Annotated in this window: 14 protein-coding genes; 4 read left to right on the plus strand and 10 right to left on the minus strand. The window is 69.1% G+C overall.

Annotated elements, in window-relative coordinates; translation table 11 throughout:
• Window positions 1-113 precede the first annotated feature (113 nt).
• Window positions 114-914: a hypothetical protein gene (locus tag AC1HC7_RS02970; protein WP_479498623.1), complete on the minus strand. Its 801-nt coding sequence runs from the start codon at window positions 912-914 to the stop codon at window positions 114-116.
• Between the two features lie 144 nt (window positions 915-1,058).
• On the opposite strand from AC1HC7_RS02970, the gene AC1HC7_RS02975 reads away from it, so the two are divergent.
• Complete coding sequence (locus AC1HC7_RS02975; protein WP_479498624.1) at window positions 1,059-2,393, plus strand: lipopolysaccharide biosynthesis protein; 1,335 nt, start codon at window positions 1,059-1,061, stop codon at window positions 2,391-2,393.
• Between the two features lie 27 nt (window positions 2,394-2,420).
• On the opposite strand, the gene AC1HC7_RS02980 is transcribed toward AC1HC7_RS02975, so the two are convergent.
• The 8 genes from AC1HC7_RS02980 to AC1HC7_RS03015 form a co-directional block, all read right to left on the minus strand.
• Entirely contained in the window at window positions 2,421-3,734 is a 1,314-nt protein-coding gene (locus tag AC1HC7_RS02980; protein ID WP_479498625.1) for a hypothetical protein, read from the minus strand.
• Between the two features lie 65 nt (window positions 3,735-3,799).
• Complete coding sequence (locus AC1HC7_RS02985; protein ID WP_479498626.1) at window positions 3,800-4,954, minus strand: NAD-dependent epimerase/dehydratase family protein; 1,155 nt, start codon at window positions 4,952-4,954, stop codon at window positions 3,800-3,802.
• A 74-nt stretch (window positions 4,955-5,028) separates the two neighbouring features.
• A complete protein-coding gene (locus tag AC1HC7_RS02990; protein WP_479498627.1) occupies window positions 5,029-6,003 on the minus strand; it encodes an NAD-dependent epimerase/dehydratase family protein in 975 nt (324 codons plus the stop codon).
• Window positions 6,004-6,007: 4 nt separating this feature from the next.
• Window positions 6,008-7,252: a glycosyltransferase family 4 protein gene (locus AC1HC7_RS02995; RefSeq protein ID WP_479498628.1), complete on the minus strand. Its 1,245-nt coding sequence runs from the start codon at window positions 7,250-7,252 to the stop codon at window positions 6,008-6,010.
• Window positions 7,253-7,300: 48 nt separating this feature from the next.
• Window positions 7,301-8,164: a sulfotransferase domain-containing protein gene (locus AC1HC7_RS03000; protein ID WP_479498629.1), complete on the minus strand. Its 864-nt coding sequence runs from the start codon at window positions 8,162-8,164 to the stop codon at window positions 7,301-7,303.
• A gap of 28 nt (window positions 8,165-8,192) precedes the next feature.
• Complete coding sequence (gene gmd / locus AC1HC7_RS03005; protein WP_479498630.1) at window positions 8,193-9,257, minus strand: GDP-mannose 4,6-dehydratase; 1,065 nt, start codon at window positions 9,255-9,257, stop codon at window positions 8,193-8,195.
• 262 nt (window positions 9,258-9,519) lie between these two features.
• The gene (locus AC1HC7_RS03010; protein ID WP_479498631.1) at window positions 9,520-10,980 is read right to left on the minus strand and encodes a WcaI family glycosyltransferase; all 1,461 of its coding nucleotides are present in this window, start codon (window positions 10,978-10,980) and stop codon (window positions 9,520-9,522) included.
• A gap of 3 nt (window positions 10,981-10,983) precedes the next feature.
• On the minus strand, window positions 10,984-11,637 hold the full coding sequence (locus AC1HC7_RS03015) for a sugar transferase (protein WP_479498632.1): 654 nt from the start codon (window positions 11,635-11,637) through the stop codon (window positions 10,984-10,986).
• Between the two features lie 585 nt (window positions 11,638-12,222).
• On the opposite strand from AC1HC7_RS03015, the gene AC1HC7_RS03020 reads away from it, so the two are divergent.
• Both AC1HC7_RS03020 and AC1HC7_RS03025 read left to right on the plus strand, forming a co-directional pair.
• Entirely contained in the window at window positions 12,223-13,851 is a 1,629-nt protein-coding gene (locus AC1HC7_RS03020; protein WP_479498672.1) for an oligosaccharide flippase family protein, read from the plus strand.
• Window positions 13,852-13,966: 115 nt separating this feature from the next.
• The gene (locus AC1HC7_RS03025; protein WP_479498633.1) at window positions 13,967-14,929 is read left to right on the plus strand and encodes a hypothetical protein; all 963 of its coding nucleotides are present in this window, start codon (window positions 13,967-13,969) and stop codon (window positions 14,927-14,929) included.
• A gap of 30 nt (window positions 14,930-14,959) precedes the next feature.
• Here the strand turns inward: AC1HC7_RS03025 and AC1HC7_RS03030 are convergent, their stop codons facing one another.
• Complete coding sequence (locus AC1HC7_RS03030; protein WP_479498634.1) at window positions 14,960-17,701, minus strand: calcium-binding protein; 2,742 nt, start codon at window positions 17,699-17,701, stop codon at window positions 14,960-14,962.
• A gap of 619 nt (window positions 17,702-18,320) precedes the next feature.
• Here AC1HC7_RS03030 and AC1HC7_RS03035 point away from each other — a divergent pair.
• Window positions 18,321-20,783, plus strand: coding sequence for a tetratricopeptide repeat protein (locus AC1HC7_RS03035; protein WP_479498635.1), 2,463 nt, complete (start codon window positions 18,321-18,323; stop codon window positions 20,781-20,783).
• The last annotated feature ends 54 nt before the right edge of the window (window positions 20,784-20,837 follow it).

Genomic DNA, 20,837 nt, shown 5'->3' on the forward strand with positions numbered 1-20,837 from the left:
GTCAACGTGCGGGTCACCGGGCTGGTGCTGACCCAGGCCAACCCGCGCCGCATCTCGCGCTACGGCTACACCGGCTACGGCTACGGCTACGGCACCAACGCGGCGCGCAAATACTACACCGACTGAACAGGCGCTTTCGCCAGCGTGGACATCTGCGCGAACAGCCCCTGTGCCTGTTCGCGCAGGTGCGCGGAGGCCGGATCGGCGCGCAGGGCCGCCGTCAGATCGGATTTTTCGGCGCGGCGTCGCTTCAGCGTCTCGCCGCCATGGCTGGGGCTGTAGGCAGTGCTGGCGCGACCGATGCGGGCGGCGGTCAGACGATCCACCTCACGATAGACGGCGGCGTAATCCTCGGCCCCCCAGTCGGGCACGGCCCAGGGCGAAAAGCCCGGCGCTCCCTGACAATGCGCGTTCAGCGACCGGATCACGGCGGGAAAATCCCCGGTCGCCATCGCAAAGGGGACCAGCGTCACCCGGTCCGCGACCGGCAGAACGCCTTCGTGAAAGTCGATGTATTCGCGGTAGGCCAGCGACCACGTATAAATCTCGGGGTTGCGCATAATCAGCGAGGCGACCGCGTCCACGGGTTCGCGGAACACTACGATCACAGGCTTGCCCAGCCGCACGCCTTCGCGCACCTGCGCGGCTACATGAGAATGCTGGGCGATCCGCAGATCATGCCCGAAGGCGTGGAGAAAGCAGCCTTCCAGATAGGAATTTGCCGAGCGCGGATAGCCCTCGATCACCAGATCGCTGGCCTGCGTGACGGCGAAATCCGGTCGGGCGCGGCGCAGCAGCGCCATATAAACCGAATCGATGCCCGCCACAAAATTGCGCAGGCGGCGGCGCAGTCGACGGCGCTTCGCCGCGAGCGTCGGCTGCCCCGCAGACGGATGGGCCGATGTTGGCATCATCGCCTGATTCCAGTATTGATGTCGACAACTTGAATGCTCTGACCCCATCAGTAGCGGTTCTGGACGCGCAGTCCAACCGCCCGCCCGATCTTCTCACCCAAATTCGCCGTCCGGACGCCTGCCGGATCATCTGACGGGAACTCCATGAATCGCGCAGCCTCGGGTTTCATCAAAGCGCTCACGGGCACCGCGCTTGTGGTCACGCTCGCCCGTGCCGCGCAATTCGCCATGGCCGCGCTGCTGGCGGCTCAACTCGGGGTCGAGGGGTTCGGCATCTTCGCCTTCGCGCTGTCGGCGGCGGTGGTGGCGGGGCAGATCGGCGCACTCGGCTGGCCGGTGCTGAACGTGCGTCTGATCGCGCGTTTCGCGCAGACCCGCGACGCCGCACAGCTGGACTCCCTGATTTCGCTCTCCCGGCTCGGCGCCGGCGCGGGCGCGCTGCTGACCGCCGCCGGGCTGGGGCTGGCGGCGGCGACGGCCCGGGCGCAAGGCGACGATGCCATGGCCGTCGGGCTGGGGCTGGCGGCGCTGATCGCGCCGACGGCGGTCTTCAGACGCCTGTTTCGCATGCAGCTCGTCGGGTTTTTCCGTCCCCGCGACGGCGCGTTTCTGGAAGACGCGGCGGCGCCGGTCGCGGTGACGCTTTTGGCGCTGGCGCCGGGATTCTCGACGCCGCTGGCGCCGGGGTTGGTTTTCTTCGCCGCCGCCGCCGTCGCGGCGGCGGCGGGCTGGGCGCTCAGTCAGGCCGGCGCAGCGCGGCTCATCGCCGGGATGCCCGCTGAATCAGGCGCAAGACCCACGCCGCATGCGCAGGTCAAGGACTGGGCGCAGGCCAAAGACTGGGCGATCACCGCGCTCACCCTGCTGGGCACGCAGATTCCGCGCCTGATCATCACGCGCTCGGACGTGCTGCTGATTGCGCCCATTCTGGGATTCGAGGCGACGGGGATCTACGCGGTCGCGATGCGGCTGGCCTATCTGGTTTCGGCCCCGCCGCTGATTCTGGCGCAGGTCATGCAACCTTGGATCACCCGCGCCTTTCACGCGGAAAACCGGCGGCGGCTTATGCGGGTGCTTGGTCTCGGGCTCGGCGCGATCGCCGCTTATGCGCTGGTGGCGCTGGCGGCGACATTCTGGTTCGGCGAGGCGCTGACCAGCCTGTTCGGCGCGGAATTCAGGCCGGCGGCGGCGCTGATCCCGGCGCTGGCGGCGGCCGAGGCGTTGACCGCCCTTGGCATACCGCTTGTTTTCATCGTGGTGTCGGGCGAGAATTATCGACGTCACGCTGCGATCGGACTGGCGCTGACGGCGGCGCATGTCGGGCTGTTCGCGACGCTGCTGCCGCGCGAGGGCCTGACGGCGGCGCCGGTGATCTATCTCGGGGTCTCGGCGTCGCTGTTCCTGATTACCGCGACGCTGGCGTTCAACACCCTGCGGGCAATGCCGTCCGACAAATCCGGGAAAGGCGATCAAACGTGATCTTGATGCATTTTTTGATCTCGGCGCTCAGGCGCGCGCCGCACCGCCGCGCGCCTGCTGACGACGGCGGCGATGCCGTGTGAGCCAGCAGGATATCAATGAAACCAGCGCGATGATGACGAACAGGCGCAGCGACGTGCGCAGCGTGTAGGTTTGGAACTTCATCACGCTGATCAACAGGACCGGGTAAGCGGTGATCGTCGCCAGATCTCTGTAGCGGAATATCCCCACGGTGATCTGACGAATGACAAACAGGCATATGACGAAAAACGCGCCGACATATCCGACGCCGAAGAAGTAGGTTTCGCCGAAGGAGCCAACCGGCACCACCCGTGTGATGCGCACCTGATGCACCATTCTGATATCGCTGAACCCGTCGATGAAGGATGGAAACGGGCTGAATGACAGCAGTTTGTACTCGATGGCAAAACTTGGATTGATACGCATCGTATTGGCCAGATTCAAGCCGCCGTCAAAGGTCAGAACCACGAACTTGGTGGCGAAATATCGAATCAGAGAGGTGTCCAGCGTCTCCAGCACCAGAGGAATCGAGGCAAGCCCCTGAAACTGATAGCCGCGACCGAGAATCACCACGATGAAGGCGCCGAAGAAAGTCACGATCAGCGCCGGCAGCAGGATCATCTCACGCACCGATATGGATTTGTGCCCAAGCACCCGGCCGAGGATGTAGATGAAGATAAAGACAACCGAATAGCGCGAATAAACCGCCAGACTGAAGGCCATAAGATAACTGCAGGCTAACGCCAGCAGCATCATCTTAGCATCAATCCGACCCGGTGGTTTGAGCGCAAGCAGCATGAAGGCCGGTACACCCAGCGGACGCAGGCTATTGTTGATTAACGCTCCGAAGCCGGCGCCAACACCATTTTTTAACGGATCCGAGAGCGCCAGATACTCAGAATTCAGATAAAGCGTGCCCTTGTCGATCAATGCCAGATGCGTCAGCGCCCAGATGAAGATGAAAGCGGCATAGACTGTGGCGGCGGAACTGGAATAGGCATCCCTGAAGATTTTCCGGAAGGCCTCTTGATGCCCTAAATCTCGTCTGAGCCCCATCACGGAAAGCGGTCCGATGGCGCTGAAGGCGGTGAACACCAGACCGGTCTGCACGAAAAATTCATCCAGCCGAATGCTTGGCATCGGGCTGAGCATCAGCTGCGGCAGATGCACGTTCGCCTGTATCACGCCCAGCAGCACGGCAATGTTGAGCATGCAGAACAAGCTCCAGAACACTGCAGGCGAATACCATGCAGTCCGCTGAACCCCATAGATTACGAAAAACCCGTTGATCGCGATGAAAGCGAGACCGATTTCAAACATCTGCCGTCAATCTCTCTTGCATCGCTGTTGCGCCGGGAAAAGCTCCGATTGGAAGCTATCCAGCATCACCATACACTGACGCAGGGGATCTTGCCGAGATCGGCGCGGTCCTTGTAGCGGGCCGCGATCTCGCGCACCTCGGCCAGCAGGCCCTCGTCCAGCGTGGTCGGATCCAGCCCCAGATTGAGGAAGCGGTCATTGGCCACGTGCAGTTCGTTTTCCGGGGCCTCCTTGCGGGGGTTCTCCATGTTGGCGATGGCGGCGCCGGTCTTGCCGGCCACCAGTTCGGCCAGATCGCGCACCCGGTGGGTCTCGGTCATCTGGTTGAGGATGTTCACCCGTTCGCCGCGCTGGGGCGGGTTGGCGATCGCCAGCTCGATGCAGCGCACGGTGTCGCGGATATGGATGAAGGCGCGGGTCTGGCCGCCGGTGCCGTGCACGGTCAGCGGATAGCCGATCGCCGCCTGCATCAGGAACCGGTTCAGCACGGTGCCGTAATCGCCGTCGTAGTCGAAGCGGTTGATCAGGCGCTCGTCCTTTTCGGTCTCCGGCGTCTGGGTGCCCCAGACGATGCCCTGATGCAGGTCGGTGATCTTCAGCTGGTCGTTCTTGTTGTAGAAGAAGAACAGCAGCGCGTCCTGGGTCTTGGTCATGTGGTAGATCGAACCGGGATTGGCCGGGTAGAGGATTTCCTGGCTGACCGCGCCGTTGGCGGTGTTCACCTGCACCTCCAGATAGCCCTCGGGGATCTGCATGCCGGCGGTGCCGTAGCCGTAGACCCCCATGGTGCCCAGATGCACGAGGTGGATGTCGAGTTCGGATTCGACGATCGCCGCCAGCACGTTGTTGGTGGCGTTGAGGTTGTTGGACACGGTGTAGCGCTTGTGGCGGCTGGATTTCATCGAATAGGGCGCGGCGCGCTGTTCGGCGAAATGCACGATCGCCTCGGGCTTCTGTTCGGCCATCAGCTTCAGGAAGGCGTCGTAGTCTTCGGCGACGTTGAGATTGGCGAAATCGATGGTCTTGCCGCTGACCTCCTCCCAGGCCGCGAGCCGCACCGACATGGGGCGGATCGGGGTCAGGCTCTCGGTTTCCAGCTCGTTGTCGATGTTGCGCCGCGACAGGTTGTCGACGATGGTCACGTCATGGCCGAGATTGCTCAGGTGCAGCGCCGTGGGCCAGCCGCAGAAGCCGTCGCCGCCAAGAACGAAAATGCGCATTGCTCATGTCTCCGAATGTCAGATCGCCCGATGGGGCTGTCGCAGGTCCCGCCCGGGGAGCGGGCGTCGTCAGGTCAGGACACGGGTTCGGGGGGGCCGGGGGCCGCGGCGGGTGCGCCCTGGGTCAGGAACCAGCGCCAGGTGTCCGCCAGCCCCTGTTCCAGATCGGTGACCGGGTCGTAGCCGAAGGCGGCGCGCGCCCGGCTGACGTCGCACCAGGTGGTGTGGATCTCGCCGTCGCGGAAATCCTCGTGGATCACTTCCAGCGGATGCGCGTCCGCGCCCTCGACCGCGGCGATGCCGCGCTTCATGGCCCCGATCAGCGCGTTCAGGTCCGTGCCCTTGCCCGAGCCCAGCTGATAGACGCCGCTGACCCCGGCTTCGAGCGCGCCGATGATGCCGGCGACGATGTCGCTCACATGCACGTAGTCGCGCACCTGACTGCCGTCGCCATAGACCGTGACCGGCGCGCCCTTGAGGATGTTGCGGTAGAAGGCGGCGACCACCGAGCCCTTGTGGAAGCTGCGCGGCCCGAACACGTTGGAAAACCGCAGGCAGGCGCAGTCCATGCCATAGGCCCCGGCGAAGGCGGAATGGTAGCCCTCCATGGCCAGTTTCGACGCGCCGTAGGGCGACAGCGGCCGGGGCGTCATGTTTTCATGCACCGGCGAGGGCGCTTCGCCGAGGATCGCGCCGCCGGTGGAGGCGGAGACGATCTTGCCCACGCCCTTGCGGCGCATGGCTTCGAGCAGCCGGAACGAGCCCATGGCGTTGACCTCGAAATTCAGCGACGGGTCGGCGATGCTGTCCATGACCCGGGTGTCGGCGGCCAGGTGGATCACCGTGTCCATGCCCTCCAGCGCCGCGTCCAGCGCCGGGGCGTCGAGGATGTCGCCCTTGAGGAAGCGCGCGCCGGTTCCCGCCAGATGCGCGCGCTTGCCCAGCACCTCGCTGTCATAGGCGGTGACGTTGAGGCCGCGCCGGGTCAGCGCCGCCGCCAGATTGACGCCGACGAAGCCGCAGCCGCCAGTGATGAGGATGTTTTTCATGATCTCAGTCGCCTGCAAGTTCGGTGTAGAGGGGAATCAGCCGCGCCATGTCATGGGCCCCGATGTCATAGTCTTGCGCCGGGGGCGCGTTGCCCGGGTCGCCGGTCAGCCCGGCGATCTGCGCCGCCAGCGCCTGCGGGTCCAGGTCCCGCGCCACCCAACCGGGCATGGCGCGGCGAAATTCCGGGATCGGCGGGATCAGCGCGCGCCCGCCCGCGGCGATGATCTCCAGCGCCGCGCGGGGCAGGCCCTCGACCCGGCTGACGATCAGCGCCGCCAGCGCCGCGCGCCCCAGCGCCAGCACCTCCGGGTGGCCCACCGGGCCGATCAGGGTGAGAACGCCCTCGGCCTCGGCCCGCCGGTCGCTGGCGCAGAGATCGCGCAGCCGGCCGATGGTGACCAGGGTCACGTCCGCCCAGCCGGGGCGGGTGCGCAGGGCCCGCGTGGCGGCGAGCATGGCGTCAAAGCCCTTTTCGCGGCTGACCCCGCCGGGATTGAGCAGAAACCGCCGCCCGGTCAGCCCGCGCCGCGCGAGGATGGCGGCGGTCTCGGCCGCCGAAGGCGTGGGCGACGGGGCGAAGGGAATGGGGATGTGGCGCACCTTGCCCCTGAGCGCCGGGCGGGCGTTCAGGCTGTCGGCGATGGCCTCGGAACAGGCGATGATCCGGTCAAAGGCCGCATAGGCGCAAAGCGCCGGTTCCGGCGATTTGGGGTCGCGCACGTCCACCGCCAGCGTCGCGTCGGGCAGGGCGCGGCGCAGCCGGGCGACGGCGGCGCCCATCAACGACGGATTGTAGAAGAACGAGGAATGGATCAGCACCGTGGCGCGGCCCGGTTTCCCGCCTCGGCGCCCCCCCTGCCCCATCGCGTCGAACGCCGCGCGAACAACCCCCGGCAGGCCTAAGAACCGCAGGTTCTGCAACGCGTACAGGCCATGCACATGCCAGGGTTTTTCCGCCCGCCCGGCGCGATGCGGAAAGATCAGCTTTCGCGCCACCCGCGGATCCCAGCCGGGCGCGTCGGCGGCCCCCGGCCCGGTTTCGGAAATCACGCAGGCGTCGTGCCCCGCCGCGACCAGCGCATTGGCCAGGATCTGCCCGTAGCGCGAGGCCCCGCCCGGCGCCGGCGGAACCGTGGGCATGACCAGCGCGAAGCGCCCCGGCGTCGCGCCGGCGTTTGCCGCGCGCGCGCCAACCGGCGCGATCGGGGCGCTGCGGTCATGATGGGACAGGCTGTCGGCGTCAGGCATGGGGCGGGTCCGGAGGGTTGCGGGTGGAACGGGGGCAGGCGGGATCGGTCAGTCGCGGCCCTCCCAATGAATGCCGGTCATGTCCCGCAGCGCCGCGTTGGCCGGGGCGAAGCGTTCGGCGAGGGCGGCGCGCAGGGCCTCGGGCGCGGTCTTGCGGGCGCGCTCCAGCGGATTGACGTTGCGCTCGGAAAAGCGCGCGCCGGCAAAGCGCCCCACGCCGAGAAAGTCGCAGACCTGATCGAAGACCCCGGCGGGATCGGCGCGCAGATCCTCGCTGCGCAGCACCAGCATCCGTTCCGGCGCGAAATGCCGGCGATAGCGGACCAGCTGTTCGGCGTAGAACCCGCGCCCGGCATAGCTGTGATGCCGGCGGTGGAAGTCACGGGCGCCGTGGGGCTTCATCCGGGCCGCCATGTCGGGGCCGATGCGGGCGGCCTCGGCGGCGAAGGCGGCCTCGATGTCCAGATCCTCGTTGCCGCGCATGTATTCGAACCAGTAATGGGACAGCGCCCGGCTGACCGGTTCGCGCAGCAGCGCGATCAGCTTCGCCTCGGGCAGCAGCGCCGCCATGCGCGCCGCCGCCCAGGGATGGTAGAGGTAATCGGGCGTCGCCTCCAGCCGCAGCCGGTCGTCCTCGGGCGGGAAATAGCTCCGGTACCAGGATTCCGGGCGGTGCGAGCTGTCGTTGAAGTAATGCACCTCCTTGGCCGGCGCCCCGGCGATGTCGGGATGCTGGGCCAGGTGGTCGAACAGCGAGGTGGTGCCCGCCTTCTGCGCGCCGATGATCAGCGCGCCGGGCAGCCCGCCCGCCGGCTTGCGCCACCGGCGCAGATGCTGGCCAAGCGCGCTGCGCCGCTTCGCCTTGCGATAGCGGGCCGTCACCTCGCGACGCAGGGCGTCGTGGTCGCTCATCCCGGCTCTCCCGGCCGCGCGCGCATCCCTAGCCTTCGCGGTTCCGGCGCGCCGCTTCGGCCCGGACCCCCTGCAGATCATGCCGCACCATGTCCTCGACCAGCCCGTCGAGCGTGCATTCCGGGACCCAGCCCAGTTTTTCGCGCGCCCGGGTCGGATCGCCGATCAGCAATTCGACCTCGGTGGGGCGGAAATAGCGCGGATCCACCTCGATCCGCAGCGTGCCGCTATCCGCGTCGTAGCCCTTTTCGTCGATCCCGGCGCCGCGCCATTCGATGGCGATCCCGGCCACGGCGAAGGCTTTTTCCACGAAGCTGCGCACCGTGTGCGCGACCCCGGTGGCCAGCACGTAATCGTCGGGGGTCTCGGCCTGCAGGATGCGCCACATGCCTTCCACGTAATCCCTGGCGTGGCCCCAGTCGCGCTGCGCGTCGAGATTGCCCAGATACAGGCGTTCCTGCAGCCCGAGGCTGATCGCCGCGGCGGCGCGGGTGATTTTCCGGGTGACGAAGGTTTCGCCGCGGATCGGGCTTTCGTGGTTGAACAGGATGCCGTTGGAGGCGTGCATGCCGTAGGCCTCGCGGTAATTCACCGTGATCCAGTAGGCGTAGAGCTTGGCCGCCGCGTAGGGCGAGCGCGGATAGAAGGGCGTGGTCTCGCGCTGGGGCACCTCCTGCACCAGCCCGTAGAGTTCCGAGGTCGAGGCCTGGTAGAAACGCGCGGTCTTTTCCAGCTTGAGGATGCGGATCGCCTCCAGCAGCCGCAGCGCGCCGAGCCCGTCGGCGTTGGCGGTGTATTCGGCGGTCTCGAAACTGACCTGGACATGGGATTGCGCGGCGAGATTGTAGATCTCGTCGGGCTGGACCTCCTGCACCAGCCGGATCAGCCCGGTGCTGTCGGTCATGTCGCCGTAATGCAGATGAAAGCGCACGTCGCGTTCATGGGGGTCCTGATAGAGGTGGTCGATGCGCTGGGTGTTGAACGAGGAGGAGCGCCGCTTCAGCCCGTGAACTTCATATCCCTTGTCCAGCAGCAGCTCCGCCAGGTAGGCGCCGTCCTGTCCGGTCGCCCCGGTGATCAATGCCCGCTTCATGAAATCCCCGTCTCTCCCGTCCCATGCCCGACGCCCATGTCGCGCGGCGGTTGTTTTCTTGTCCGAACGCCGACGCCTGCAAGCTTCGCAGACCATTCCAGAGCCCCCGCGTCAAGCGTCACGAGAGCGTGAGGCGGGAATACGGCCCCCGATTCGGACTCGCCGGATGCGGCAGCGCAACGGTTGTCGCACCCCTCGGACGGTGTTTCGCCATGAAACAGAAACAGCCGGCGGAATTCGGGGCCGGCGCAAGGCGCGCCGCCTATCCGGCCGCCCGGGCGCGCGGGGCGTCTTCGTCGGGCGCAGCGGCGATCTCCGGGCGCAGCGCGCCGCCGGTCAGGCGCGCCTCCAGCCCGTCGAGCACCGCGGCGCGGTCCCAGTGGCTGACGGCGCGCTTGCGGGCGGCGGCGCCAAGCTGCGCGCAGGTCGCCGGATCCTCGGCCAGCGCCGCCACCGCCGCGGCCAGCGCCGCCGCGTCGCCGGGCGGGGTGACGCGGCCGCAGCCGCGCATCTCGGCGGCCAGTCCGGTGGTCTCGGCGGCGGTGGCGATCACCGGGCGCCCCGAGGCCAGCATGTTGGCCAGCTTGGAGGGCAGCACCAGATCCGCCGCGCCGGCGATCTGGGGCAGGATGTGCAGATCCGCGAGCCCCAGCAATTCGCCCAGCCGGTCCATGGGCTGCAGCGGATGAAAGCGCAGATTGCCCGCCGAATCCGCGGCCGCCCCCGCCAGCCGCTTCAGGCGGGCGAGGTTGGGCCCCTCGCCGCAGATCACGAACACGATGCCCTTGCGATCCTCCAGCAGCTTCGCCGCCTTGATGATCACCTCGATGCCCTGCTTGTTGGCGATGTTGCCGGAATAGAGCGCCACCTTGCGCCCCTCCAGCCCCCACAGCGCCCGGTAGTCCGAGGGCCGCTCCAGCGGCGCGATGCGGTCGGTTTCCGCCCAGTTGCGCAATTCGGTCACCCGGGCGGGCTGCACGCCCTTGTCGATCAACCGCTGGCACATGGCCGGCGAGATCGAGCTGACCACGTCGAACCCGGTCAGCACCCGGCGTTCGAACCAGCGCGCCAGCCGCGCCAGCCGGCCCTCGCCGGCCAGCAGCCCGGTGGAAAACGCCGCCTCGACCTCGAAATCCTGCACATGCAGCCAGCAGCGCGCCCCGGCCAGCCGCGCGGCGAGGCGGCCCAGCGGCGCGGCGATGGTCGAGGGCGCGACCACGAACACCTCGTCGGGGCGGTCGCGCCAGGCGCGCCACAGCACCGGGACCAGCGCCGCGGCGGCGAAGCTCAGGTGATGCAGGATGCGTTTCGCGCCGCTCGGGGCGGCGGGGATGTAATGGGGGCAGCGGATGACGCGCGGCGGGGCCGGATTGGGGGCGGCGCCGGCGGGGCCTTTCGCCAGCCTGTCCCCATGGGCGGCGTCGCCGTCCGTGGCGACGTCATCGGCGGCGGTCCAGAACCGCCGCCAGCCGGCCATGGGTTTCCAGGCCGGGTAATAGGGCGAGGCGGCGATGACGCTCACCGCATGGCCATGGGCCGCCAGCCGCCGGGCCAGCCCGGTGGTGTAGATGGCGATGCCCACCGGCTCGGGCGCGTAGTTCATGCCGAGGATCAGGATCCGGCTTTTCGCCGGGGGCGCGGCGCGGGCCAGCGCCAGCGGCGCGGCGCCGACGGGATCGGCCCCAGCAAGACCGGGGCGGGCGGGATCGGGGCGGGCGACCATCGCTCAGCGCCCCCCGGCCCGGAGCACCACCCGCACGGTGCGCAGCAGGATGGACAGATCCAGCCCCAGGCTCAGGTCCCGCAGGTAGCGCGCATCATAGGTCGCGCGCTCGGCGAAGCCGCCGTCGTTGCGGGTCCCCACCTGCCAGAGCCCGGTGATGCCGGGGCGCAGCGCCATGTAGGCGTCCGGGTCGGGGTAGAGCGGCAGCTGATCGGGCATGAAGGGGCGCGGGCCGACGAGGCTCATGTCCCCGGCCAGCACGTTCCACAGCTGCGGCAATTCGTCGAGCGAGGTGGCGCGCAGGACGCGGCCCGCGGCGGTGACCCGGGGATCGTCGCGCAGCTTCTGGTCGCGGGCCCATTCGGCGGCGGCGTCGGGGTCGGATTCCAGATGCGCGTCGAGATGGGTTTCGGCGTCGTGGATCATGGTGCGGATCTTCCAGCAGGTGAAGATGCGCCCGCCCCGCCCGACCCGCTTCTGTCCGTAGAGCGGCGCGCCGCGATCCCGGTCGCCGCGGCCAAGCGCGACGAAAAGCAGCAGTCCGGCGATCAGCGGCAGCACCAGCGGCGCGAAGGCCAGCGCCAGGACGAAATCCAGCAGCCGTTTCAGTCCGCCGCCGTAAAGCCCGTTCGGCGTCTTGTCCGTTGACTTGGGCATATGCGGCGCAACCGTTCCTTGTTCGTCGGCCTCGGGATCGGCCCGCGCAGGCCTGTCCGCATGCGCCCGGGTGAAGCGCGTCATGTCGACGGCGTGCCCGCGCCCATCGTCCGCGCCGCCCCGAAAGGCGCGTATCGGACCGCCCCGGGGCGGCCGCCGCAAAGGCCGCGCGCGCGACATGCCAGCTATTTCGCTCCCGCACAATGGTTTCAGCGCCGCAGCGCGGCGCACGCATTGTTGAGCGAAGCCGCGCCGCCATGCAAGGCGAACCGCGGTCCCATCATGTGGAATCCACGCGTAGTCCACTCAAGTTCCCCTCGATCCGCAGCGATCTTCACGACGCTTTCATGCCCGGATCATATCCAAGGTTGCGGAGCCGGCGATGAATTATCGCCTCATGCGTGCATATGAACAAAGAGATTCATCTGTGTCGAGCCCAAACCGCCTCCCGCGCCGCCCCGCGCGCCAGCCCCTGCCGGGCGCATGGCGGGCGCCGCGCCGCTTGATCCGAGGCCGCGGACGGGGCTATCTGCGTCACGCCGGGCCGCGCGCGCGCCGGCCTGAACGGAGATCCCCGCCTTGGACATGACCCCGGATCCCGAGGGTGCGCCCGATCGTCGCCCCGGCCGCGGGGCCAAGACCGAGGCCAGGCACGATCCCGGCCGCGGGGCCGATCACGGGCTGGGCCCGGGCGGGCGGGCGCTGCGCGCCGGGCTGACGCTGGCGGGCGGCAACATGGGCATGACCCTGATCCGGCTGCTGCGCAACGTGCTGATCGCGCGGCTGGTCAGCGTCGAGGATTTCGGCGTCGCCGCCACCTTCGCCGTCACCCTGTCGATTCTGGAGATGATGAGCGGCCTGTCCGTCGGCCATCTGGTGGTGCAGGCACGGGACGGCGACAACCCCAGGCTGCTCGCCGCCATCCAGGGGCTGATGCTGGCGCGCGGGGCGCTGATCAGCGCGATCCTGTTCGCGCTGTCCTGGCCGCTGGCGGCGATGTTCGGGCATGGGGATCTGGTCTGGGCCTATCAGCTGATCGCGCTGGCGCCGCTGATGCGCGGCGCGGGGCATGTGGATGTCGTGCGCATGCAGCGCAACCTGCATTTCGCCCCGATGATCGTCAGCCGGCTGGCGGCCACCACGTTCACCCTGCTGGCGATCTGGCCCCTGGCGCTGTGGCTCGGCGATTACCGGGTGATGCTGGCGCTGCTGCTGTTTGACAGCTTCGCCCAGATGGTCATCACCCATCTGGTGGCCCAACGCCCGTTTCGCGCCCGCTGGGACGGGTCGGTGCTGCGCCGGGCGCTGAAATTCGGCTGGCCGCTGCTGATCAACGGCGCGCTGGTCTTCGCCATCATGCAGGGCGACCGGATCATCGTCTCCAACCGGTTCGGGGCGCTGGATCTGGGGCTGCTGTCGGCGGCGCTGTCGCTGAGTCTGACCCCGGCGCTGCTGGCCAGCCGGGTGCTGCGCAGCTTCTTCCTGCCGGTGCTGTCGGCGCGCCAGGACGATCCGGCGGCGTTCCGGCGGGTGTTCAACGCGGCGCTGCAGACCTGCCTGACCGCCTGCATGGCGCTGATCTGCGCGGTGGCGATCTTCGGCCCGCCGGGGCTGGTGCTGATCTACGGCGAGAAATTCGCCCCCGGGCTGACGCTGCTGCCCTGGCTGGGGATCATGGCGGCGCTGCGCATCGTCAAGGCCGGCGCCGGGATCGCGGCGATCGCCACCGCCAACACCCAGATCCCGATGATCGCCAACCTGGTGCGGCTGGTGTCGCTGCCGCTGGCCTTCTTCGCGGCGCTGCAGGGGGCGCAGATCGTCACGGTGATCCAGATATCGATTCTCGGCGAGCTCACCTCGCTGGCGATCTCGCTGACGCTGCTGCCGGGGCGGCTCGGGGCGCGGGCGCGGCTCGACCGGATGGCGGCGCCGCTGGCGGTGGCGGCGGCGCTGACGGCGGCGGTGGCGCTCAGCGTCTGGAACGCGCCGCCGGCACTGGGCCCCGACGGGCTGCGCGGGCTGATCGCGCCGCGCTGGGAGCATGGCGGGTTCCTCGCCCTGCTGGCGCTGCTGGCGGCGGTCAGCCCGGAGATGCGCGACCGCTGGCGCCGGGCGCTGACGCGCGGCGCCGGCAAGGGGGATGGCAAGGGGGATGGCAAGGGGGATGGCAAGCGGGGCGGCAAGCGGGGCGGCGAAAAGCCGGGGGGCGGGTAGGCCGCCGCCGGGTTTCCCGGCGAATGCGCCGATCGCTTTCTTGATTTTAAGACCTGAGCGGATATGACCGCCAGAGACCCCCGGCGCCTCCGCCGGAGCGCCGCGATGGACCGCCATGCAAGACGATGCGCCCGCCGACCCGCTGCTGATCCATGTGGGCTACCACAAGACCGGCACCTCCTGGATGCAGCGCCGGGCGTTCAAGCCGCGCTTCGGCTACCGCCCGCTGATGACCCATGCGGAAGCGAACGCCCTGATCGTCCGCCCGCGGCTGGATTTCGACGCCGCGACGGTGCGCGACGACCTCGCGGCCCGGCGCGCCGGGCCGCCGCCCGGGATCGCGGCCCCGGCGGAATCGGGCGCGGCCCCGCCCACCCGGTTCACCGACGTGATTTCTTCGGAGGGGCTGGCGGGCAACCCGTTCTACGGCGCCCCGGACGCGGAGATCATCGCCCGCCGCCTGGCCGCGGTGGCGCCGGGCGCGCGGATCCTGATCACCATCCGCGCCCAGATCCCGGCGATCGCCTCGATCTACATGCAGTATCTGCGCCGCGGCGGCACCCTGAGCGCCGCGCGCTTCTTCGATGGCGAAACCGCGCCCTTCTACTACGCCTTCGATCCGGCGGTGTATGAATACGACCGCTTCGTCGCGCTTTATCATCGGCTGTTCGGCGCCGGGAACGTGCTGGTCCTGCCCATGGAGGAGATGCAGCGCGACGCCCTGGCCTTCGTCGCCCGCGTCGCCGGCTTCGCGGGCAACGGGGCGAGCATCGCCGGGCTCAACGCCGCGCCCACCGGGGTGAGCCAGCCCGAGATCACCGCGCCGCTGGTGCGCCGGCTGAACCATCTGCGCGGCGGTCCGGCCAATCCGGGCCCGATCCTGCCCCTGCCCCGGCTTGGCGAGACGCTTTACCGTCTGGTCGGGCGCGCCGCGGCGGGACCTTTTGCCGGGCTGGCGAAGACCCGCCCGGTGCGCGCCGAGGCCGAGGCCCGCTTCGCCGGACGCTTCGCGCCGAGCAACCGGCGGCTGGCGGCGCTGCTCGGCGACGCGGTCGATCTCGGACGCTACGAGACCTGACGCGGCGCCGGGCCAGCGGCGACCGACGGCTCAGAAGATGAAAAGCGCCTCGTCCTCGATCATCTGGGCGGCGTCGAAGTGAGGGGCGCCGGCGATCTCGGCGATCTCGCGGAAATCATCGCCCTGGCCGTCGGCGTTGACATAGAGATGCGTCTGCCCGCCGCTCTGCGTGAAGCGGATGTAATCGTCCAGATTGTCGGGAATCGCGGCGCCGGCGAAAGGCCCGAACAGGCTGGAGACGTCGATCGCGTCGCCTTTCCGGGCGTTGAAATCCTGCAGGACGTCGATCCCGTCATAGGCCGTGCCCGCCTGGAACACGAACATGTCGGCGCCGCGGCCGCCGTTGAGCAGGTCCCGCCCGGCGCCGCCGGTCAGCGTGTCGTCGCCGCTGTGGCCCAGCAGCGTGTCGTCGCCGGCGTCGCCGAACAGCTGGTCGGCGCCCTTGTTGCCCAGCACCCGGTCATTGCCGGCCCCGCCGAACACCGTGTCGCGCCCGCCGCCGCCCGACACCCGGTCATCGCCGTCGCCGCCGAACACCGCATCGACGCCGCGGTTGCCCGACACCCGGTCATCGCCGTCGCCGCCGAACACCGTGTCGTCGCCCATGTTGCCCAGCACCCGGTCATTGTCGCTGCCGCCCTTGATCAGGTCGTCGCCGCTATGCCCGCGGATCAGATCCCGGCCGGCGAAGCCGTAGATCGCCTCGTCGTCATTGGAGCCGCGCAGGATGTTGTCCCCGGCGCCGCCGCGGATGATCTCCAGCTCGGCGTCGTCCGGGCCGGGATCGGGATCCGGGTCCGGGTCGCCGCCGGGATCGGGAATGTTCCCGGACAGCAGATCGGCCATGGCGACCGGTCCGCCGGACTCGAACTGCACGAATTCCACCTCGACGAGGAAATCCGAGCCGTCGGGCCCGGTCAGCCGCACGCCGGCGCCTTTGACGGTCGCGACGTAATCCGAGGCGCGGCCGCTCATGACCGCCACGTCCACGCCGTCGCCGCCATGCAGCCCGTCATTCCCCTTGCCGCCGACCAGCACGTCGTCGCCGCCGGCGCCGATCAGGTAATCTTCCTGAATGGTGCCGGTGAGGGTCTCGGCGCCGGCGTCGCCCAATCTGGTGACGCCCTGCTGAAAATGCGCGCCGGCGCGATCCTCGAAATCGGCGGGCCTGGCGTTTTCCTCGTAGATCACCTCGCTGCGCGGGTTGGAATCGCCAAGATCGGACAGGAACGACCAGGAACCCCATTTCGACGGTTGCCCCACATCGCCGAACTGCATGTAGGGGCCGTCGCCGATCTCGCGCCAGGCCTCGATGGAGAGCTTGTAGAGCTCGGCCATCTGCGGGCTGCGCACGAACGCGGCCAGGAAGTCGCCGAGAGCCTCGCCCTTGCCGTCGGTGGCGAAGAGGTGATGGACATGCTGCCCGCCCTCGTAGGAGATCAGCTTGAGCCCGTAATCCTCGACCACCGCCTTGTGGGCGCGCAGCTGTTCGGCGGTCCGCGGGATGGAGGATTCATAAGCCGGATCCTGCAGTTTTTCGAACAGGTAGTCGAAGGCGTCCACCTCCGGGTCGGCGATCGCGGCGAGCAGCCCTTCGCGCAGCTCCTCCCTGGTGATCACGTTGCTGCCGAAATAAGTGGTGACCGCCACCGCATCGAACACCTCCGCCGGCGGCGTGTAGGTGTCGGGCTCGGCCTCCTGCCAGAGCTTCGGGGCCAGCAGCCGTTTCGTCACCCAGGCGTTGCCGGTCTGGGACCCCAGCGTCTTGATCAGCCGCGCGTCCGCCGCATCGCCGAACACCTCGTCCCAGATCAGGGCGGATTCGGTGGCGCGCTTGGCGTGGTAGTCGACCATTTGCGCGTTGTCGCCGGCGTCCGGGAGGTCGCCCCAGGCCGCCTGGCTTTCGGCCAGCAGTTCATGGGGCTGCTGGAAGGCCCAGTTCCAGACCTCGTTGGAGAATTCCACCGTCGCCACCAGATCCGGATCGAGATTGTCGCGCACATAGGTCGCGAATGCGCGAATGTAGTCGTCGCTGGCCAGATGCGGCATGGTGAACCAGGGATCGACCCCGGCCTCGTTGGCGAGCTGCACCATCACCTCGACCGGCGCGCCCTGCTTGGACCAGGTCGCGTCCCCGGGCTTCGGGCGGTCGGACCAGTCGGAGAGATCGGAATTGTTGGTCTCCATCCAGGCCATGAACCGGAACTGGCGGAAATCCGACACGCGCGCCAGCCAGTCCGGGTTGAAGATGGCGCCGGCCTCGTGGAGCTCCTCATATTCGGCGCGCACCACCGAAATGTCGCGGATATAGTCGCCGACGCCCTCCGGATCGGTGGCGCGGATTCCCAGCGCGAACGTGCCGCCGTCGGTGTTTTCGAAGACGATGCGGCCCGGCTCCCGGCTCAGCACCCTGACGTTGCTGACGACGAGCTCGCCCTGCCCCTCGTAATTGACCACGTAGACGCCCTTGCGTCCCTCCGCCGCCGCGCCGCCATTGCTCCAGTCCCAGATGTTGGAGACCGAGGTCGCGCCAGGCGGCAGGGCTGTCGGCCAGCCGTCGGCGTCCAGATAGCCGCCCGCATCCAGATCGGCGTTGGAGAACGCCCCCCATTTGTCCGACATGTGCCCAAGCCAGGGTCGGCTGGTTTTCGCCAGATCGATGAACGGCGTTTGAGTCGACCAGTCGGACAGGCCGGTGGGGTTGAGGGCGATGGAGGGATTGGAGAGGCCTTCCGCGGACTCGGCGGCGGCCAGGAGTTCACTGGGCAGCATTAGCGTAACCTTTACAAACGCGAGCGCGATGAACGCCACTAACAGGGTTCTCACGAGACGACCGCGCCGACCGCCTCGGTATTCATGAAACATACAAGTATTAATGGGAACTTACCCAAGAAACCTGCCTCCCCGTTAACATGAACGCCGACCAGTACGCGAGACAATCAGCGCTCATGCCCTATCTATACCACCAAGTCGCCACATGTTTCCAGCGCGGTTTTCGGAACGACGGACCGCCGCGCTCCCATCCCGCAAGCGCGTCCTCCCAGTCTGCCGCATTGACAATCGCCTCTATTATGAACGATGCTTTAAGGGTATTTTCGTTGGTCCGGCCTGGCTTCGCGGGAAGGGGGTCCCGCCGCCGGATCCTGGGGAGCAAACCCGCGTCGCAGCGCGCGTTTTTCTGAAAGCGGCCTTCGAAAGCCGCGCGGCGTCGGGACCGCCGCCGGGCTTGATCGGGCGCATCGACGCCGCATTTCAAGCGTAAGGGACGCGTGAACGCGACTCGCGTAACATTGAAATCACATGCAGCCGCATTGCGTCCGGACCCGTCGTCCCGGCGCCCGCGGGCGATGGACGCGCCCGACGCGCCGGAAGTTGGATGAAGGGATTGATCATGATCGTCGCCCGCCGCCGCATCGCCGTCTTTCTGCTGATTCCGTTCATGCTGTTTCTGGCCGGCTGCGAATCCGCCGAGGAGCGCAAGCTCGCCCATCAGGAACGCGGCCTCGCCCTTGTCGAGGAGGGTCGCCCCAAGCTCGCCGTCATCGAATTCACCAACGCCCTGCGCATCGACGAGGCGTTCCTGCCCGCGCATCGCGCGCTCGCGGCGCTTTACAAGGATCAGGGCGACCAGCCCCGCGCCGCGGCGCATTTCAAGATCATCGTCGAGGCCGCCCCCGAAGACGTGGAGGCCCGCGCCAGCCTCGGGCGGATCCTGTTCGAGCTTGGCGATCTGGACGGGGCGGGCGCGCAGGCCGCCGCCGCCCGCGCAATCGCCCCCGACGATCCGAGGCTGCTTGGCCTGCAGGCCGCCGTCGATTTCATGGGCGGCGACGCGGCGGCGGCGCTGCCCGCCGCGCGCAAGGCGCTCGCGGCCGATCCCGGGGTGACCCTGGCGCGGCTGGTGCTCGTGGCCGACCGCATCCAGGCCGGGGATCCGCGCGGCGCCCTCACCCATCTCGACGACCCTCTGGAGGAAAAGGCCGACGGCTTCGAACTGGGCCTGATCCGCATCCGCCTGCTCGAACAGCTCGATGATCGCGCGGCGGTCGGCGCGACGCTGAAGAAGCTGGCGGCCCTGCAGCCGGAGAATGACGGCGTCCGCCTCGCCATCGCCCGCTGGCACATGCAGGCCGACCCGCCCGACGCCGCCGCCGCCGAGGCCGAGCTGCGCGCCGCCGCCGCCCTGCGCCCCGAGGATCCGGACGCCGCCCTGCGGGTGGTGGATTTCCTGCGCCAGACCGCCGGCATGGACGCCGCCCGCGCCGAACTGGAGCGGCTCGCCGCCCCCGCCGGGGCGCCGGCGGTCTATGAGCGCGCGCTGGCGACGCTGGAGGCCAATGCCGGCGATCGCGCCGGGGCCATCGCCCGCATGGAGGCCGCCGCCGACGACGACTCCGATCCCGAGGCCGCCGATCAGGCCCGCATCCTGCTGGCCCGGATGCTCGACCCGGCGACCGAGGGGGCGCGCCGCGCGGCGCTGATCGAGGAGGTTCTGGCGCGCGATTCCAGCAATATGGACGCGCTGGTCATGCGCGCCGGACAGCGCATGCGCGCCGATGACTACGAGGCCGCGATCGCCGATCTGCGCACCGCGCTGGACGCCGCGCCCGAGTCCGCGACGATCTACGAGATGATGGCCGAGGCCCATGAGCGCAACGGCGCGCCGGCGCTGGCCGCCGAGCGCCGGGCGCTGGCGGTGCGCGCCTCGCAGAACGCCCCGGGCCCGTCCCTGCGCTACGCCGGAACGCTGATGGCCGAGGGCAAGGCCGGCAGCGCCGAATCGGTGCTGCTTGACGCGCTGCGCCGCGCGCCCAAGCACCGCGGCCTGCTGACCGCGCTGAGCCGGGTGCGCCTCGCCCGCAAGGATTGGCAGGGCGCGCGCGAGGCCATCGCCGCGCTCGAGACCGCCGGCGACGTGCGCCCGGCGGTGACCGATCAGCTGCGCGCCGCCGCGCTGGCCGGCGAGGGTCGGGTCGCCGAGACCCTGTCGGTGCTCGAAACCGGCTGGGAGACCCGCGGCGAAGCCCGCGACCTGGAGGCGCTGGTGCGCGCCTATGCCGGCGCCGGCGAATTCGACAAGGCCGAGGCGCTGCTGCGCGCGCGGCTGGAGGACGCCCCCGAGGATCTGGCGGCGCTGACCCTGCTGGCGCGGCTGCGCGAGGCCGCGAGCGATCCGGCGGAGGCCGAGGCGCTGCTGCGAAAGGCCATCGCCGCCGCCCCGGAGAACGGCCTGATCTACGACGCCCTGGCCCGCTTCCACGACCGCCGCGGCGCGGCGGACAAGGCCGCCGCCGTGACCCGCGAGGGGCTGGCCAGGGACCCCGCCAACCCGGCCCTGCGCTTTCGCAACGCCATGCGGCTGGAACTGGAGGGCGATTACGAGGGCGCGATCGCCATCTACGACGCGCTGTACGACGCCGATCCGGGGGATTCGCTGGTGGCCAACAACCTCGCCAGCCTGCTGTCGGATTACCGCGATGATCCCGAGAGCCTCGCCCGGGCGGCGACGGTGGCGCGGCGGCTGCGCGGTTCGCAGGTCCCGGCCTTTCAGGACACCTATGGCTGGACCCTGTTCCTGAGCGGCGATCATGCCGGCGCGATAGCGACGCTGCGCGAGTCCGCGGCGGCGCTGAGCGGCAACGCCATCGCGCAGCATCACCTCGCCATGGCCTATTGGAAGCTGGATCAGGGCGGGCTGGCGCGCGAACGGTTCCGGCGCGCGCTGGAGCTTGCCGACGCCGGCGCCCCCTACCCCCAGCGCCCGGAGGCCGAGGCGGCGCTGGCGGCGATCGCGGCGGCCGAGACCGCCGCCGCGGCGAAGGCGGGGGCGGGGGCGGGGGCGGCCGGAGAATGACACGCCGGAGATTTGACATGACCAGACGCCTGATATCCGGGGGCGCGGACGCCC

This window comes from Oceanicella sp. (genome assembly GCF_056449545.1).